Annotated in this window: 13 protein-coding genes; 4 read left to right on the top strand and 9 right to left on the bottom strand. The window is 68.2% G+C overall.

Annotated features, from left to right (window positions below; translation table 11 throughout):
* Positions 1–4: 4 nt before the first annotated feature.
* Positions 5–919, bottom strand: coding sequence for a hypothetical protein (locus TEF_12875; GenBank protein ID ANK81586.1), 915 nt, complete (start codon positions 917–919; stop codon positions 5–7).
* 289 nt (positions 920–1,208) lie between these two features.
* Here TEF_12875 and TEF_12880 point away from each other — a divergent pair, with 289 nt between their 5' ends.
* From TEF_12880 to TEF_12890, 3 genes are all read left to right on the top strand, one after another.
* Positions 1,209–3,269, top strand: a complete 2,061-nt coding sequence (locus TEF_12880) for a hypothetical protein (GenBank protein ID ANK81587.1) — start codon at positions 1,209–1,211, stop codon at positions 3,267–3,269.
* Between the two features lie 292 nt (positions 3,270–3,561).
* Entirely contained in the window at positions 3,562–5,622 is a 2,061-nt protein-coding gene (locus TEF_12885; protein ANK81588.1) for a hypothetical protein, read from the top strand.
* Positions 5,623–5,959: 337 nt separating this feature from the next.
* Positions 5,960–8,020 (top strand): hypothetical protein, encoded by a 2,061-nt coding sequence (locus tag TEF_12890; GenBank protein ANK81589.1) that lies wholly within the window; start codon positions 5,960–5,962, stop codon positions 8,018–8,020.
* A gap of 70 nt (positions 8,021–8,090) precedes the next feature.
* On the opposite strand, the gene TEF_12895 is transcribed toward TEF_12890, so the two are convergent.
* On the bottom strand, positions 8,091–8,843 hold the full coding sequence (locus TEF_12895; GenBank protein ANK81590.1) for an MBL fold metallo-hydrolase: 753 nt from the start codon (positions 8,841–8,843) through the stop codon (positions 8,091–8,093).
* 1 nt (position 8,844) lies between these two features.
* Complete coding sequence (locus TEF_12900; protein ANK81591.1) at positions 8,845–9,735, bottom strand: alpha/beta hydrolase; 891 nt, start codon at positions 9,733–9,735, stop codon at positions 8,845–8,847.
* 138 nt (positions 9,736–9,873) lie between these two features.
* Between TEF_12900 and TEF_12905 the strand changes: the two genes are divergently transcribed.
* The gene (locus tag TEF_12905) at positions 9,874–10,809 is read left to right on the top strand and encodes a hypothetical protein (GenBank protein ANK81592.1); all 936 of its coding nucleotides are present in this window, start codon (positions 9,874–9,876) and stop codon (positions 10,807–10,809) included.
* A gap of 11 nt (positions 10,810–10,820) precedes the next feature.
* Here the strand turns inward: TEF_12905 and TEF_12910 are convergent, their stop codons facing one another.
* From TEF_12910 to TEF_12935, 6 genes are all read right to left on the bottom strand, one after another.
* A complete protein-coding gene (locus tag TEF_12910; GenBank protein ANK81593.1) occupies positions 10,821–12,431 on the bottom strand; it encodes a hypothetical protein in 1,611 nt (536 codons plus the stop codon).
* Between the two features lie 124 nt (positions 12,432–12,555).
* Complete coding sequence (locus TEF_12915; GenBank protein ANK83466.1) at positions 12,556–13,125, bottom strand: osmotically inducible protein C; 570 nt, start codon at positions 13,123–13,125, stop codon at positions 12,556–12,558.
* A 50-nt stretch (positions 13,126–13,175) separates the two neighbouring features.
* Positions 13,176–14,090 (bottom strand): hypothetical protein, encoded by a 915-nt coding sequence (locus tag TEF_12920; protein ID ANK81594.1) that lies wholly within the window; start codon positions 14,088–14,090, stop codon positions 13,176–13,178.
* 154 nt (positions 14,091–14,244) lie between these two features.
* Complete coding sequence (locus TEF_12925; GenBank protein ANK81595.1) at positions 14,245–16,269, bottom strand: hypothetical protein; 2,025 nt, start codon at positions 16,267–16,269, stop codon at positions 14,245–14,247.
* A 76-nt stretch (positions 16,270–16,345) separates the two neighbouring features.
* Positions 16,346–16,708 carry a hypothetical protein gene (locus tag TEF_12930; protein ID ANK81596.1) on the bottom strand — a complete coding sequence of 121 codons (363 nt, stop codon included), beginning with the start codon at positions 16,706–16,708 and terminating at the stop codon, positions 16,346–16,348.
* A 198-nt stretch (positions 16,709–16,906) separates the two neighbouring features.
* A complete protein-coding gene (locus TEF_12935; GenBank protein ID ANK81597.1) occupies positions 16,907–17,146 on the bottom strand; it encodes a hypothetical protein in 240 nt (79 codons plus the stop codon).
* Positions 17,147–17,317 lie beyond the last annotated feature (171 nt).

Below are 17,317 nucleotides of genomic sequence, written 5' to 3' on the forward strand. Positions count from 1 at the left end.
CGCCTCAGGTTCCCCCGTCCTTCAGAAAGGCTTCGCGCTTGCGCCGGAGCCATTCCGGGGCCGGCGGCGGCTTCGGCGCGTGATCGCGGGTTCGGCTGGTCCAGTGCACCGCGGGATCCCGCCGGGGCAGCACGAAGCGGACAGGGTCGCGACCGAAGACCTGAATGTCGATCGTCTCGCCGATCTCCGCCACGCCCCAGGCGCCGGTCGGCTTGCCGGCGGTGGTGAAACTCTCGGTCAGCGAATGGACGGTGACATAGGGAATGCCGTCGATCACGTGCAGCGCATTCCAGTGCGTGTGGCCGGCCAGGCAGAGCACGACCTTGCCGCTCCGCTCGATCACCTGGCGCACCGCCGCGCCCTCGCCCGCCTGTTCGTAGAAGGCGAAGTGCCGGTGCCGCTCGAAATAGAGATTCCCCTCCATGGAACCATTGTCGAGCGGCACATGGGAGCAGATCACGGTCGGCAGTTCCGTCGCCGCCAGATCGGCCTCGAGCCAGGCCAGATCGCCCTCCCCCAGCCGGAAGCCGTCGCCGGGGCGCACATGTGTATCGGCGTTCCAGATGACGATGTGAAAGCCGTTCCGGTCGAAACTGCGGCTGGCGAAACTGGCCTGGAAGGCGTTCTCCGATTCGGCGCGGCTGATCTCGTGATTGTCGTGGTTGCCGAGCAGGTGCGCCGCCTGCAGGCCCGCCGTGCCGAACGCGCCGGCGACCTCGGCGGTCAGCTTCAGATCCTCGTCATGGTCGACGTCGTTGATCCGGTCGCCCAGTTCGATCACCGCGTCGGCGTTGAGCGCCTTCAGCTCCGGCAGCACATCGCGCATCAGCGGCAGCGCGGCACTGCCGATCTTGGTTCCCAGGTCGGGCCCGTGGTGGATGTCGGCGATCAGGCCGAGCCGCAGCGATGATCCTTGCATCGGACGTCCACCCTCCCCTCTGTTCCGGATGGGCGATGCTAGCGGCCCCTGCGGCCCCTGACCATTGGCCGATGCGCATTTTCACGTCCGCGGCTGATCCAACGCCGGCATCCGCACGTACAACACAATTACCCAAATAAAAAATCAGGTTACTTCGCAATTTTTATTTCTGAATATTTGCGCATAAAGAACTCATTCAGAGTTTTTTCATAATTCCCGGTCGATCATTGTGTCGTTCGCCGCCCTCCGGTCCCGGAGCCGGCTTGTCGCATCGCTGGGGAACCACACCATGCTTCGTTTTGTCGACGACCTTTCGATCACCACCAAGGTCGCCCTCCTCTCGCTCCTGCCGTTGCTGACGGCGCTCGTCTTCGCCGGCCTGGAACTGCGCACCCTCCGCCTGGCAGCGGCGGACGCCCATGTCCTGGCCGCCGCTGTGGACGCAACGCCGCCGGTCCTGGTCCTGGTGCACGAACTCCAGTCGGAGCGCGGACGCTCCGTCGGCTATGCGGTTTCGGAGGGCAAGGCCTTCGGCGCGGGTCTGGCGGCCTCCCGGGCGCGCGCCGACAGCGCGGCAACGGCCCTGCGCCGCCACATGGAGGAAGACCCGCGTATTCTGGCGGTCGACGGCTTCGCGACGCCCTTTCGCAAGGGTCTGGCCGCGCTGGAGGAACTGCCGCGGATCCGCGCGGGCATCGACGGCAGAAGACTGGATGAAGCCGCGATCGGCGCCGCCTATTCGGGCATGATCACGCACCTCATGACCGCCGTGGAAAGCGTCCACAAGCTGGCCAACAACGGCCGGGCGGCTGAAGGCCTGTTCGCCTTCGGGGCGCTCATTGAAGGCAAGGAAGCCGCGGGCCAGGAGCGTGCCGGCGGCGCCGCCGTCATCGCGAACGGCACGCTCGACAAGGATGCGTTCCGCAAGCTGGTCCGGCTGGAAGGCAAGCAGATCGCCGACTGGGAAGAGTTCGTCCGCTACGCCGATCCAGCAAATGGCGATCGGCTGCGCGCGGTGCTGAATGGCGAGCGGGCATCGGAGTTTCAGGCCCTGCGGGAGCGTCTGCACGTAACACCGATGAACGGGACGATCACGGGCCTCGACGCCGAAACCTGGTTCGAGTCGGCCAGCCGCCGCATCGATGCCCTGGAGGATGTCGCCGCCGCCGCGGCCGCGGATCTGATGACGGCGGCTCACCGCGACGAGGACCGGGCCGAGCAGGCGTTCCGCCTCATTGCCGGCCTCGCCGCGGGGCTTCTGTTGCTGGTGATCGCCAGTTCCCTTCTGGTTGTCCGCTCGCTGCGCGGCGCGACCCGGCGTCTGGAAGGCACCATGTCCCGGCTCGCCGGCGGCGACACCTCGGTGGAGGTGCCCGACAGCCAGCGCCGCGACGAGATCGGCCGCATGGCCCGCGCCGTCCAGGTGTTCAGAGAGAATGCCATCGAGCGCATGCGGCTCGAGGCGGCGCAGGAGGAAGCCGAACGGCGCGCCGAAGCCGAACGCAGGCAGGCCATGCTCGAACTCGCCGACCAGTTCGAGCAGGCGGTGGGCGCCATCGTCCAGACCGTCTCAAGCGCGGCGACGGAGCTGCAGGCCGCGGCCGAGACGATGACCGGGACGGTCGACGAGACCAACAGCCGTTCGGCCGCCGTGGCCAGCGCCTCGGAACAGGCTTCGGTGAATGTCCAGACCGTGGCCTCCGCGGCCGAGCAGATGTCGTCGTCGATCCGCGAAATCGGGCGGCAGGTCAGCGAGTCCTCGGACCGGGCGGACAGCGCGGAGAAGGAGGCCGATGAGACGGTGATAACCGTCCAGCAGCTTTCGGAGACGGCCGAACGGATTGGCGAAGTCGTGGCCCTGATCCGCGAGATCGCAGAGCAGACCAACCTGCTGGCGCTGAACGCGACCATCGAAGCGGCGCGCGCGGGCGATGCCGGCAAGGGCTTCGCCGTCGTTGCCTCGGAGGTCAAGTCGCTGGCCAACCAGACGGCGAAGGCGACGACCGACATCGCCGGTCAGATCCAGGCCATCCAGGCTGCGACCGGATCCTCGGTCTCGGCCATCCGGAAGGTGACCGGCGCGGTGAAGGAACTGAACGGCATTGCGTCCACCATCGCCTCGGCCGTCGAGGAGCAGACCGCCGTGACCCGCGACATTGCCCGGAACGTGCAGCAGGCCGCGGCCGGGACTCAGGATGTTTCGGCCAACATCACCAACGTCACCGAAGCGGCGAGCCAGTCCAGCGCGGCGGCGGCTCAGGTGCTGTCCTCGGCGGGCGAACTGGCGCGGCAGGCGGCGAACCTCAACGACGAGATGAACGGCTTCCTCGCCCGCGTCCGCGCCGCCTGACCGGACGGCCGCGAACAACCATCCCGAAGGGGCTGCCGGCCGGCGGCCCCTTCCCTTTTGACATGCAGCCCCGCCATGCGCCGGATGCGGGGGCGATTTACGCTTTATTCACACGCCAGGCCCGATTTCTGTGCCCTCGCCGCAGCCGCCTGACAGCCCGATTCCGGAAGCCGTCACCCTGACATGGTTTCACGAATCCGGCGGCGATCACGGTCTCTGAGGACCTGAGTGCAATCGACGGCCGGGTCGGCCCGGGAACGGGTGTCCGTCCGTACAGAAAACGAGTTCGCGTATGAAACGATTCATTGATCACCTTTCCATAACCACCAAGGTCGCCCTTCTCGCCCTGCCGCCCGTGCTGGCGGCTCTCGGGATGGTCGCCTCGGAACTGCTGCAGCAGCAGGATCGCGCCGACAACGCGCAGGCGATGAAGCGCATCGTGGAGGTCGCCCCGCTGGTCTCGGACCTGGTCCACGAACTGCAGACGGAACGCGGCTTCTCGGCAGCCTATCTCGGTTCCGGCGGTCAGGCCTTCGCCCAGACTCTCGATCCTGCGCGCCAGGAGACCGACGAGGCCCTGGCGTCGTTGCGGGCCGCAATCGAAACCGATGACGCGGTACTCGGCAACGCGGCCTTCGCCGCGCCCTTCGAGCAGGCCATGGCTGCACTGACCGGAATCGAGGAGAAGCGCCTCGGGGTCGGACGGATGACGGTGTCGAGCGACGACATGACGGACTACTACTCCAAGGCGACCGACCACCTGCTGACCGCGGTGGAGAGCCTTACGGAAATGCCTCGGGAAGCGGACCTGACCCGCCAACTCACGGCCTATGTCGCGCTGATGCACGGCAAGGAGGCTGCGGGCGTGGAACGCGGCAAGGGCGTCGTCGCCTTCACCGCTGGCGGCTTCTGGGGCCCGCTGTTCAACGATTTCGTGGCCGCCGGCGCCCGTCAGCGGGTGCACTGGAACACTTTCGCCCTGCTTTCCGACGCCGACAGCGTGAAATCGCTGCATTCGGTCGTGGATGGCCCGCTCGGCGCCGAAATCGGACGCATGCGCGAGGTCGGGCGCGGCTACGTCGCCGGCGAGGACATCACGTCGGTCACCGGCAAGGCCTGGTTCGATGCCGCCTCGGCGCGGATCGACGCGCTCAAGGCCGTCGAGGACGAGAAGGCCGGCTATCTGCTGGCCCAGGTCGACCAGGCCGCCGATGCGGCCAACAACGCCTTCACCACACTGGCGGTCGCCGCGGCGGCGCTGCTGGCGCTGGGTATCGGCATCATGTTCCTGGTGTCGGGCTCGATCCGCGCCGGCGTGCGTGCGCTGACGGCAACCATGAGCGTGCTGGCCGATGGCCGGACCGACGTCGAAGTCGACGGCCAGAATCGCCGCGACGAGATCGGACGCATGGCCCGCGCGGTTCAGGTGTTCAAGGAAAACGCCATCGAACGCATGCGCCTGGAAGCCGAACAGGAGAAGGCCGAACAGCGCGCCGAGGCGAAGCGCAAGCAGGCCATGCTCGAACTCGCCGACCAGTTCGAACAGGCCGTGGGCGCCATCGTCCAGACCGTCTCCAGCGCGGCGACGGAACTCCAGGCCGCGGCCGAAACCATGACCGGTACGGTCGACGAGACCAACAGCCGCTCCACCGCTGTGGCCAGCGCCTCCGAACAGGCGTCGATGAACGTCCAGACCGTGGCGTCGGCCGCCGAGGAGATGTCGTCATCGATCCGGGAGATCGGCCGCCAGGTCTCCCAGTCGTCCAGCCGCGCCAATGCGGCCCAGCAGGACGCCGACGAGACGGTCCTGACCGTCCAGCAGCTCTCCGAGACCGCGGAGCGGATCGGCCAGGTGGTGGCCCTGATCCAGGAGATCGCCGAGCAGACCAACCTGCTGGCGCTCAACGCCACGATCGAGGCCGCCCGCGCGGGCGATGCCGGCAAGGGCTTCGCCGTGGTGGCGGCGGAGGTCAAGTCGCTGGCCAACCAGACGGCGAAGGCCACGACCGACATCGCCGGTCAGATCCAGGCCATTCAGGCCGCGACCGGAACGTCGGTCTCGGCGATCCAGAAGGTCACCAGCGCGGTCAAGGAGCTGAACGGCATCGCCTCGACCATCGCCTCGGCGGTGGAGGAGCAGACGGCGGTAACCCAGGACATCGCCCGCAACGTCCAGCAGGCAGCAGCCGGCACCCAGGACGTCTCGGTCAACATCTCCGGGGTCACCGAGGCCGCAACCCAGTCCAGCTCGGCGGCGGCGCAGGTGCTGTCCTCGGCGGGCGAGCTGGCCCGTCAGTCGGCCAACCTCAATGAGGAGATGCACGGCTTCCTCGCACGCGTCCGCGCCGCCTGAACAGCAAAGGCAGCGCCTGAACAAATCGTCAGGGCCGCCGGATGGAGATCCGGCGGCCCTTGTCGTTTGCGGTCATGGACAAACCGGTTTCTTGGGCCGCCCCGGGGCGGGGCCTCCCGACCCTTTACCCAAAATTTACAGCCCCCGGCAAGGATACCTAATCAACCGGCGGGCGTTCGCACCGATCGCCCCCCGGAAGAACGTCCGGCCGGCCTTCAGTGGTCGAAGCCGGGCAACGGAGGAGGCGTCGCGCGTCCGGGCATCCCGGCCGGAGGCCGGCGGATAACAAGAAGCGGCGGCCTGCCGGCCGGCGCCATTGCGAGGGGACTGGACGAACATGAAACGCCTGATCGATCACCTGCCCATCGTCGCGAAGCTGGCGCTGCTGGCGCTGCTGCCGCTCATCGGCGCGCTGGCGCTGGTCACGATGGAACTGCTTCAGCAGCGCCACACCGCGGACCAGGCGAACAGGATCGCGAACATCGTCGAGGTCGCGCCACTGATCTCCGAGGTCGTGCACGAACTGCAGAAGGAACGCGGCTACTCTGCCGGGTTCATCAGTTCCTACGGTGAGAAATTCGCCGGTGAAGTCACCACGGTACGGGCCAGCGCCGACAAGCGGCTGAAGGCGCTCGAGACCGGACTGCCGGAAGACGATCCGGCCCTGCAGAACGAGACCTTCGCGCGGAACTATGCCCTCGCCCGGGAAGCGCTTGCCGGGCTGAAGAACACCCGCCGCGCCGTCGACGAGCAGATGCTCGGCACCGGCGAGATGGCGGCCTACTACACCGGCACCATAGACAAGCTGGTCTCTGCGCTCCAGAGCGTCACCCAGATTCCCGAGGAAGGCCATCTGACGCGCAACCTCACGGCATTTTCCGCGTTGCTGCGTGGCAAGGAGGCCGCCGGCCAGGAGCGCGCCATGGGCGCTGCCGGCTTCAGCGGCGGCGCCTTCTCCCAGCAGGGCTACACCAGCTTCGTCAGCCTGCAGGGCCAGCAGGAGGTCGAATGGGAGACCTTCCGCATGACGGCCGAGCCGGCGATGACCGAGGCGCTGGACGCCATGCTGGCCGGCGACACCAGCATGACGCTCGAGCAGATGCGCGAACTGGCGCGGGGCTGGCCCTTCGGCGCCTCGCTCGCCGATGTGAGCGACGCCGACTGGTTCCAGGCTTCCACCAGGCGAATCGACGACCTGAAGACGATCGAGGATCGGCTCGCCGCCAACCTCATGGAACAGGTCGACAGTGCCGAGAGCGCTGCCTCGAGCTACTTCTGGGTGCTCGCCGCGGTCGCGGCCGGCCTGCTGGCGCTCTGTGTGGGTTCCGCAGCGCTGGTCGCCGTCTCCCTGATCACCGGCATCCGCAGCCTGACCGACACCATGACCCGTCTCGCCGACGGCGACACGTCGGTTCACGTCTCCGGCCAGAAACGCCGCGACGAGATCGGCCGCATGGCCCGCGCGGTTCAGGTGTTCAAGGAGAACGCCCTGGAAAAGGCGCGGCTGGAGGCGGCCCAGGAAGAGACCGAGAAGCGCGCCGAGGCCGAACGCAAGCAGGCCATGCAGGAACTGGCCAACCAGTTCGAGGCCGCCGTCGGTCAGATCGTCCAGACGGTCTCCGCCGCGGCGACGGAACTGCAGGTCGCTGCCGAGACCATGACCGGCACCATCGAGGAGACCAACACCCGCTCCACCGCTGTGGCCAGCGCCTCGGAACAGGCGACGATGAATGTCCAGACCGTGGCCTCGGCCGCCGAGGAGATGTCGTCGTCCATCCGGGAGATCGGCCGCCAGGCCGCCGAATCGTCGACCCGGGCCAAGACGGCGGAAACCGAAGCCGACGAGACGGTGCTCACTGTCCAGCAGCTCTCCCAGACGGCCGAGAAGATCGGCGACGTCATCTCGCTGATCCAGGAGATCGCCGAGCAGACCAACCTGCTGGCGCTCAACGCCACGATCGAGGCCGCCCGCGCCGGCGACGCCGGCAAGGGCTTCGCCGTGGTGGCCTCCGAGGTGAAATCGCTGGCCAACCAGACGGCGAAGGCGACGACCGACATCGCCGAGCAGATCCAGGCCATCCAGGCCGCCACCGGCACCTCGGTCTCGGCAATCCAGAAGGTCACCGGCGCGGTCAAGGAGCTGAACGGGATTGCCTCGACCATCGCTTCGGCGGTGGAGGAGCAGACCGCCGTGACCCAGGACATCGCCAAGAATGTCCAGCAGGCCGCCACCGGCACGCAGGACGTCTCGTCGAACATCTCCGGGGTCAGCGAAGCGGCCACCCAGTCCAGCTCGGCCGCGGCGCAGGTACTGTCCTCGGCGGGCGAACTGGCCCGTCAGGCCGCCAATCTCAACACCGAGATGAACAGCTTCCTGGAGCGCGTCCGCGCCGCCTGAACGGAGGCTTTCATCGACGGAAGATCAAAGGGGCCGCCGGCGCACACCGGCGGCCCCTTCTTTCAGGGCCTCAGTCCAGCGCGATCGCCAGCCCGTCGCGGCTGCGCTCCAGACCGGCCGGCAGATCCATGGCCAGCACCTCGTCGGCCATGTGCGTCGCCAGCACGCGCTTCGCGCCGATGCGGCCGAGATTGCCGGAGAGCGTTTCCAGATCGAGGTGCAGCGGCGCGCGCTTTGACGGCATGTAGGCCTCGGCGATGAGCAGGTCCGCGCCCCGCCCCAGCTCCACCAGCGCCTCGGTCCACTCCGTGTCGCCGGTATATGCGACAGTCCGGCCGCCAGCGGTGAGGCGATATCCGAAGTTCGGCCCGCCGGGATTGCCGTGGCTCACGCCGATGGCGCGCGCTGCCACGTCATTGACCGCCGCCGTCCCGCCGGCGGCCAGTTCCACGATCTCGGTCTCGAACTTCCGCTGCGCGCCGGCGGAACCCGGATAGGCCAGCTCCATCACCTGCTCCAGCCGCGCCTCGATCCCCGTCGGCCCGACGATGGTCAGCGGCGTGCGCCGCCGCGAGCCGAACTGCGCGTCCAGGATGAACAGCGGCAGGCCGAAGAAATGGTCGAGATGGAAGTGCGTGATGAAGACCGTGTGGATGGCGTTTGGCTCCAGGCCGAGACGTTTCAATCCGACGAGGACCGTTGCGCCGCAGTCGATCAGGAAGGCCCCCTCACCCGCCGCGACGTGGTAGCAGGTCTGCAGCCGCCCGCCGCTGCCGAAGGCGTCCCCGGAGCCGACGGCGGTGACGGTGACGGGCGGCTTCATGTCATGCGTCCGGGCGGGTGATGAAGTCGCTCACCGTCGCGCAGAAATCGTCCAGGCGGTCGTGCTGCACCCAGTGGCCGGCGCCGTCGAATGTGACGATCTCCGCCGTGTTGAAATGCTTCGCGCGGCCATCCTCTTCGGGGTTCGAGGCCCAGCTTTCCGAGCCGTAGACCAGCAGCGTCGGGCACGCGATCCGCGACCAGAGCTCCTGCACGCCCCGGCCCGGCATGTCGTAGGGCGGCCAGACGCGGACATAATTGTCGAACTTCCACGAATAGGTGCCGTCCTCGTTCTGGATCACGCCCTGCTCGGTCAGGTGCCGTGCCTGCGCGGGCGAGAGGTGCTTGTTCTCCTCCTGCATGCGGCTGAAGGCCTCCTCGATGGAGGCGTAGCGCCGGGGCATGCGGCCGGCCAGCTTGCGCGTGCCCTCGATCCATTCGCGCATGCGCTCCGCGAACGATACCTCACCGCGTTCCTTCAGGATCTTCGGCGACGGCCCCAGCCCCTCGATCGCCACCAGGCGGCGGACGTTCTCCGGATAGACGCCGGCATAGCGCAGCGCGATGTTGCCGCCCAGCGAATGCGCCACGATGGTCACCGGCGCCAGATTCTGCTGATGAATCAGCTGCGCCAGATCGTAGACGTAATTCTCCATGCCGTAGCTGCCGTCCGCCGACCACTGGCTGTCGCCATGGCCGCGCAGGTCGGGCGCGATGACATGCCAGTCGTCGCGGAAGCGTTCGGCCACCCAGTCCCAGTTGCGGCAGTGGTCGCGGCCGCCATGGACGAGCAGCAGCGGCGGCGCCTCCGGATTGCCCCAGTCGACATAGTGGAGCCGGAGACGCTGGGAGAAATAGGTCCGTGAAATCGGGCCGGATGCGATGGCGGGCATGAAACGATCCTGCGGCGGTGATTCCGATGCTGGGCGGGACTTTAGCGCCAATTCCGCCGCCGTGCATGGTCCCCTGTTCGACAATTCCGCGCCGAGGGGTCAGGATTCGGCGCGACGGCCATCAGGGAGGACGAGGGCATGGCGAAAATCGGCTATCTGCTGCCGACGCGGGAACGGGTCATGGAAGGGCGGCACGAGACGGCTCCGCTGCTGGCGCTGGCGGAGCGCGCCGAGGGTCTCGGTTTCGATTCGCTCTGGGCCGGTGACAGCCTGCTGGCGCGGCCCCGCCACGAGCCGCTCACCCTGCTCGCCGCCGTCGCCGCCCGGACGACAAAGGCCGAGCTGGGCACCGCCGTGCTGCTGCCAGCGCTGCGCAACCCGGTGATCCTGGCGCACATGGCGGCGACCGTGGACCGCATCAGCGAGGGGCGGCTGATCCTGGGCGTCGGCATCGCCACCGACGTGCCCAATGTCCGCGCCGAGTTCGCTGCCGCCGGCGTGCCCTTCGAGAAACGCGTCGGCCGCATGATGGAAGGGCTCCGGCTGTGCCGCGCGCTCTGGTCGGGCGAGGACACGGAATGGGAAGGCCGCTGGCAGGTCGCCGGCGGCGCGCTCGGGCCGACGCCTCACCGCAGGGGCGGCCCGCCGATCTGGGGCGCGGCCTCCGCGCCGGCCGGGCTGAAGCGCACGGCCCGCAGTTTCGACGGCTGGTTCCCCATCGGCCCGACGCCCGATGTGCTGGGCGAGCGCTGGGCGGACGTTCGCGGACTGGCCCGGGAAGCCGGGCGGAACCCGGACGATCTCACCTTCGCCGTCTACCTGACACTGGCCATCGACGACGACCCGGCCGCCGCCGACCGTCGGATCGACGCCTATCTGGAGAACTACTACGGCCAGCCGGGTCCGGTGATGCGCCGGCTGCAGGCGTGCTTCGGCGGCGACGCGGCCGGCGCGGCGGACTGGCTGCGTTCTTACGCCGACGCCGGGGCGAGCCACATCGTGCTGCGGCTGGTCGGCGACCACGAACGCCAGATGGATCAGGTCGCCGCCATCCGCCAACGGCTCGGCTGGTAGGTCCCCCCCCGTCAGGCGTCGAGCTGGGCGCGGAGCTTGTACTTCTGGATCTTGCCCGACGGCGTCATCGGCAGGCCGTCGGTGAAGATCACGCGCCGCGGGATCTTGTAGCTGGCGATCCTGCCCTTGCAGTGCTCGATCACCGAGGTCTCGGTCAGGTTGGCGCCGCGTCCGGGCACGATGAAGGCGACCGGCACCTCCGCCAGCCGCGGATCGGGCTGACCGACGACCGCCGCCTGCTCGACGCCGGAAAGCTCCATCAGATAGGCCTCGACCTCGGCCGGGGAAACGTTCTCCCCGCCGACCTTCAGCATGTCCTTGTAGCGGCCCATGAAGCGCATGTAGCCGTCGCCGCGCATCAGGGCCATGTCGCCGGTGCAGAACCGCCCGTCGGCGTCATAGGACTCCGCGGTCGCCTCGGGCTTGTTGTAGTAGCCCATCATGACCGAGTAGCCGCGCACCCGGATCTCGCCGGGGGCGTCGATCTCGCTCGGCTCGCCCGTCTCCGGATCGACGATGTCGACCTGAATGTCCGGCATCGGCACGCCGGAGGCGTCGGTGCGCATCGCCATCGGGTCCATCAGCCGCGAAGACGTGATGTAGGCCCAGGTTTCGCTCATGCCGTAGCCGCTGACCACGTGGCAGAGCTCCTTCTCGGTCCGCCGCGCGACGGGGATCGAGTTCTCGACCCCGCTCGGGAACGTGGCGAGCCGCAGGCTGGAGGTGTCGGCGCCCGTCCGCTTCTTCGCCGCCAGCAGGTCCGCGTAATGGGTGTCGAAGCCGTGCAGCACCGTGGCCCGCTCGCTCTCCACCAGGCCGATGGCCTCGTCGGGATCGAAGGCCGTGGTCATCACCATGGCAGCGCCGGTCATGATCGCGACAAGCGCCGCCTCGCTCAGCCCGTAGAGGTGAAACAGCGGCAGATAGCAGAGGTGGACGTCGCGCTCCGAGTAGCTCCAGAGCAGCGCGCGCTCCTGAATCATGCGCAGGCAGATATGGTTGTGCAGCACGCCCTTCGGATTGCCGGTCGTTCCGGAGGTGTAGGCGATGACCCAGGGCGCATCCGGGTCGACGGCCGCCGCCCGGGCGGAAAGCTGTTCGTCGCTCACCGCCTCCCCGGCCGCGATCAGATCGTCCCAGCCGAGGCCGTGCTCCAGCGGCGCGCCCAGCATCACCGTCTGGCGCAGCTTCGGGTATTCGGGATGGCTGATCCGGTCGCCGTCGCGGCTGTAGCCGGCGAGGCAGGCCGCCATCATCTCGCGATAGTCGACCGGCCCCGAACGCTCGACCGCGATCATCATCACACTGTCGGACTGCCCCACCGCATAGCCCAGATCGACGGTGCGGTAGCGGGTGTTGAGCGGCACCAGCACCGCGCCGACCTTCGTCACCGCGTAGGTCAGGAACATGAACTCCGGGCAGTTGGTCATCCAGACGGCGACCTTCTCGCCGGCCTGCACGCCCAGCCCCATCAACCCCTTCGCAACCCGGTCGACCTCCCGGTCGAACGCCTCGTAGGTGAAGCGCCGGCCTTCGTGAACCAGCGCGAGACGCTCACCCCAGAGCGCCGCGGCGCGTTTCGGCAGATCGCCGATGCGCCGCTTCGCGAACCATTCGTCCATGTCGTCAATTCCTCCCCAGAAATCGTCCGCCCCATCCTAGCGAAGGCGGCGCGGCGCACAAGAAATGCGCCCCCGGACGGGGAGGATCCGGGGGCGCAGCTTCGCCGTGGTGACTGGGAGGAGGTCAGCCGGCGATTTCCAGGGTGGCCTCGACCGGGACAGGACGGGTCACGTTGAAGTAGTTGGGCGACGTCGCGAGCACGTTCTCGTGGATCTCCCTGAACTGCTCCGGGGTGCCCTCGCCCTTGATCCGGACCGTGTAGCGCAGGACCTCGTAGCCGGCCGGCACCTGGGGATCGAGCCCGAGGAAGCCGCGCAGGTCGAGTTCGCCGGTCGTCTCGATCTCGACGCTGTCGAGACGGATGCCCCGCATCGACGCGCCGGCGACATAGCCGACCATGATGCAGGCGTTGAGCGCGGTCATCAGGTATTCCTGCGGGTTCGGCGCGCTGTCGCCGCCCAGCAGTTCCGTCGGCTCGTCGACGCGGAGCGTGAAGTTCCTCGGCACGTGCTTGCCGGCCAGCTCGTAGCCCTCGATACGGGTCTCGCTCGCCGTGGCGCCGCACCAGCCCGTGGTCACGCGGAAACCCAACTTGCCCTCCGCGGGGTCGGCGGCGACGGCCTCGGCGACCCCGGCCAGGGCCGCGATGTCGATGCCGTTGATCAGGTCCATGCTCTGTGTGGTGTCAGCCATTGTCTTTTCCTTCATGTCAATGGGTTGTGGTGGTTTGCTTGACTTGTGGTTCAGCAGAAGGACGGGGCCATTTCCTCGACCTGCTCGCGCGCCGCCGGGCTCAGATGACCGACCGTGGCGAGAAAGTTCGGGTGGCTCATGCCGGAACCGAGATAGGTCCAGCGGTTGGCCTGATGCTGCTGCTCGGCGATCTCCTCGCGCTCGGGCCATTCCAGCTTGCGGCCGCTGGCCCGTTCGAAGGCGTCGAGGTCGAAGACCGTCTGCTGGCGCAGTCCTTCGTCCAGGAAGGCGCCGATGGCGGCGTAGCCCTGCACACCCGCCTCGATACCCGCCTCGTCGAGGCCGGCGGCGATGGTCTCGACCATCAGCGTATCGAGCTTCGCGTGCTGGGCCTCTTCCATCCAGTGATGGCGCAGCAGGCTGCGGAACAGCGGATCGAGATCCAGGTCGTCGCGCACGCTCTCGACGTAGTGGCGCTGGGTCATCCACTCGATGTGCAGGATGGTCAGCGCCACCGCGAGCGGCGGGTGGCCGAAAACGAACTCGGCGACCGCCGAGGGCGGGCCAATGAGGTCGCAGCGCGTCCCGAAGCCGGCCTCGAAGGCCGCGGCGAAGCGCTTGAACAGGTGGATGTGCTTCGCCTCCTCGGTGGCGAACTGCAGCATCGCGCGGGTCTGGTGGTCGTCGACGTCGAGCTGCGGACGGGCGTGGTCCATCACGAAGGGCAGGATGAACTCCTCGACCAGGCCGAAGATGCCGAGATAGGCATTGCCCCGGACCTGGTTGAGGATGCGCCGCTCGTCGTCGTTCAGCATGGTCAGCGGTTCGACCCGCGCCAGCGCCTCCGGCATGAAACGGCGCGAGAAGTCGAGGCGCTTGCCGTCGTTGATGATGTCCTCGACCTGCCAGTTCACGCGCGCCGAGGCGGCCAGCGTGTCGGCGTAGGTGTAGTTGTGGTAGTACATGATCGTTTCTCCTTCCCGGTGGCTACGGGGCGTCGCGCCTCCGTCGCTGGAAAGGAGATTGCGGGCGGCCCGTTGGCTTTCGCGTGGCAGCGCCCGTGGGTTTGTCGCGGTCAGTCGTGGAAATACGGACGGGGCAGCGTGTGAACCGCCGTGGTCAGAGCGTCAGCCCCGCTTCGGAAAGGCCGCCCAGCAGCCTGTCGCGGTGCTCGTCCGTGCGGAAGGGATAGGTCGTCGTGAAATATTCGGGGCCCGGCATGCCGCCCCGGCCGACGATCTGCTGGAAGGCTTCAGCCGCCTCCGCCGTGCGCCCCTGAAGGCCGAGCGCCGCCGCCAGCCGCTCCCAGGCGCGGGTGTTGCCCCAGTAGCGGCTGATCGCCCGCCGGGCATAGGTGACGGACTGGTCGAGGTCGCCGACCAGCAAATGCGAAAGCGACATGTCAGCCAGCAGCAGCGTGGCCGAGCTGGGTCCCGGATTGAGCTTCAACGAATAGGCCAGATGAGGCAGTGCCTCGGCCGGGCGACCATCGAAATTGCGCACGCAGCCCAGGAACTGGTGCGCCAGCGGCGCCGTGGGATTGAGCGCGAGCGCCCGCTCCTCGGCCGCGCCCGCCCCGTCGTAGTCGCGCAGCCGCCACATCGTCGATATGCCGAGCAGGGCGTGGCCCAGCCAGTTCTTGTCGTCCAGCTCCACCGCCTGCCGGGCCGCGTCCATGACCCGCGTCGCGGCGCTGACCGGGTCGTCGGTCCAGTTGATCAGGGAGCGGTTGTAGAGCGCATAGGCCCGGAGCGCGTGCGTGTAGCTGCTCTGCGGCTCGATCTCCAGACTGCGGTCCAGCGTCTCGAGCGCGCGCTGCAGGTCGCGCGGTCCGCCGCGGTCGATGCTTGCCAGCGCCCGGAGATTCAGGTCCCAGACATCGAGCGAATCCGGCTGGCGGCGCTCCGTGCGCTTGCGTTCCGCCCGGGCGACCTCAGGCTCGATCTCGACCACGATCTGCGTGGCGATATCGTCCTGCAGTTCGAAGATGTCGCTGATCTCCCGGTCATAGCGCTGGCCCCAGATCGAAAGGCCCGACTCGGCGTCGATGAGCTGTGCCACGACCCGGACGCGCGCGCCGGCGCGGCGAACGCTGCCCTGGACCACATAACGCGCGCCGAGTTGCCGCCCGACATCCTCGACCGGCAGGTTCCGCCCGCGATAGGCGAAGGTCGACGTGCGGGCGATGACGGGGAACCACCGCCACTGCGACAGGGCGGTGATGATCTCCTCGGTGATGCCATCGGCGAAATACGCCTTGTCGGGATCGCCGGACATGTCGTCGAAGGGCAGCACGGCCACGGCGGGCCGGCGCAGGATCGACGCCGCCTCTTCGGCCGCCGCGGGTTCGGCGACGCCGACAACCTCCGCGGGCGCAACAGGCAACGCCGCTTCCGGCGCATCGGAGGCGGCGGGCGATGCAGCGGTGGTCCGGCGGGCGCTCCGTTCGTTCCAGGCGTTCCGCAGGACGGCGGCGTCGATGCCCTCCTGCTCCAGTTCCCGCAGGATCTGGCGGTACTGCGCCTCCGCGCGCCCCGTCTCGCCCATCCGCCAGAGCGCCGTGATCAACGCTCCCTGCGCCTCCTGGTCATAGGGGTCGAAATCGACCAGCGCCCGCGCGTGCGGCAGCCCGCGCGCCGGGTCGTCGGCGAAATGCCGCAGCAGTTCGCGGTCGAGTTTCGCGCGGATGCCCGCGGCGCTTTCCCGCGCCGAAACCAGCCAGAACTGGAACTCGTGGGAATCCGGCAGGTCGAGCCCCGCGAACAGCTCGCCTTCGAAGGCTTCCACCGCCGCCAGCAACGTCTCCGTCTTCACGTCGTCCAGTCCGGCATCGACCAGGTCGCGCAGCCGGATGACATCGACATCCGCGTCGGAAAGGTCGAGCGCGACCGTATCGCGGTCAGCCAGGATCCGCCGGCGATCGGGTTCGTCGAGCGCGATACGAAGCTTGCTGAGACTCCAGCGCAACGCGCCCCTGGGGTCGTCGGGAACGGACCAGAAGAGCGAAACCAGCCGGTCGCGGCTGTAACGCCGGTCGGTCAGCGCCAGATAGCCGAGCAGAGCCCGGGTCTTGCGCGATCGCGGCAGCGGCAATACCTCCCCGCCGCGCCTGAGTTCCAGGCGCCCGAGACACTGCAGTTCCAATCTCCCGCTCATGGCAGCGAACGATACCCTCGCGTCGCCCGCTTCAGAAGCGCCAAGAACGCCGGTCGCCTGGATGCTAGCCGTCTTCATCGTCGGGATTCACAAGCAGCGGCTCGCGGCGTTGGACCGCCCGCATCACGTGCTCGATGTCGGCGGAGGCGCCGAGATGGCGGTCGAGCACGCTGCGCAGCACGCTCATGGCGCCATCGAACGCTTCCGGCGGAAGCCGGCGTTCGGCGACCCGGCGGCGGTCCTCGGCACTGTCAAACGCCGCGGGGCCATCGAGAACCCAGGTGAGGAAGCGTCGGTGACGATCCGCCAGCTCCTCCATATCAGTGTTCTCGAAGCGTGAGCTGAAATACGGAACCCCGCGAAGTCCCGCGTGATACTCGGCGACGATGCGTTTGACGGTCGCAGCGCCGCCGACGCGCTTGTACATGCTTGGCATTCGGTACTGATCTTTCCTTTCAGTGACTTGCCCTCACGGAGGACGCTCTACCGGATGCCGGTTGTGAACAGCGTGTGAAGCAGCGTGGAAACGGCGCGGCCGGACGGAAGCGGCGAACAGCCGCTCTCCGCCCGCCCCGAATCCTTCACGCTCGTGCCGGGTCGTCTGACTCTGGCCGGGGCGCGGCGCCTACCAGTCCCGCCGGAAGACCAGGCCCGCGTCCAGATGCATCCGGTCCAGCCCCAGATCCCGCAGCTGGCGCGCCGGCAGCGACAGCAGTTCATGGCGCTCGCTGCGCCGGGCGGCGGCCCGTTTCAGGCGCTCGCGCAACCGCTCGAGGGCGCTGCAGGCCGCACCGGCCATTTCGGACAGCAGGAAGGCGCCGCGGGCGCTCGCGCCCAGCCGTTCGGTCATCAGTTCGTAAGTCATCTTCAGCTCCTTTCTCCCGCCGGCGGCCTCGATCGGCCCGCTGGACGGAGCGGAAGATGACTTCGCTACATGGTTAAGCGCGTGTTGACGTTCATGGAAACCGCCACGAACCACGTGGAAAAGTGCGGTTTTCAGCGTGGGAAGCGTGACCGCCGCCACAGTGCTGCGCCG

The sequence above is a fragment of the Rhizobiales bacterium NRL2 genome, from assembly GCA_001664005.1.
Taxonomy (GTDB): domain Bacteria; phylum Pseudomonadota; class Alphaproteobacteria; order Minwuiales; family Minwuiaceae; genus Minwuia.

Coding starts and splice junctions, on each gene's coding strand:
- TEF_12900 (ANK81591.1), bottom strand. CDS start 9,735: ATGCCCGCCATCGCATCCGGCCCGATTTCACGGACCTATTTCTCCCAG.
- TEF_12875 (ANK81586.1), bottom strand. CDS start 919: ATGCAAGGATCATCGCTGCGGCTCGGCCTGATCGCCGACATCCACCAC.
- TEF_12905 (ANK81592.1), top strand. CDS start 9,874: ATGGCGAAAATCGGCTATCTGCTGCCGACGCGGGAACGGGTCATGGAA.
- TEF_12910 (ANK81593.1), bottom strand. CDS start 12,431: ATGGACGAATGGTTCGCGAAGCGGCGCATCGGCGATCTGCCGAAACGC.
- TEF_12935 (ANK81597.1), bottom strand. CDS start 17,146: ATGACTTACGAACTGATGACCGAACGGCTGGGCGCGAGCGCCCGCGGC.
- TEF_12920 (ANK81594.1), bottom strand. CDS start 14,090: ATGTACTACCACAACTACACCTACGCCGACACGCTGGCCGCCTCGGCG.
- TEF_12885 (ANK81588.1), top strand. CDS start 3,562: ATGAAACGATTCATTGATCACCTTTCCATAACCACCAAGGTCGCCCTT.
- TEF_12915 (ANK83466.1), bottom strand. CDS start 13,125: ATGGCTGACACCACACAGAGCATGGACCTGATCAACGGCATCGACATC.
- TEF_12890 (ANK81589.1), top strand. CDS start 5,960: ATGAAACGCCTGATCGATCACCTGCCCATCGTCGCGAAGCTGGCGCTG.
- TEF_12880 (ANK81587.1), top strand. CDS start 1,209: ATGCTTCGTTTTGTCGACGACCTTTCGATCACCACCAAGGTCGCCCTC.
- TEF_12895 (ANK81590.1), bottom strand. CDS start 8,843: ATGAAGCCGCCCGTCACCGTCACCGCCGTCGGCTCCGGGGACGCCTTC.
- TEF_12930 (ANK81596.1), bottom strand. CDS start 16,708: ATGTACAAGCGCGTCGGCGGCGCTGCGACCGTCAAACGCATCGTCGCC.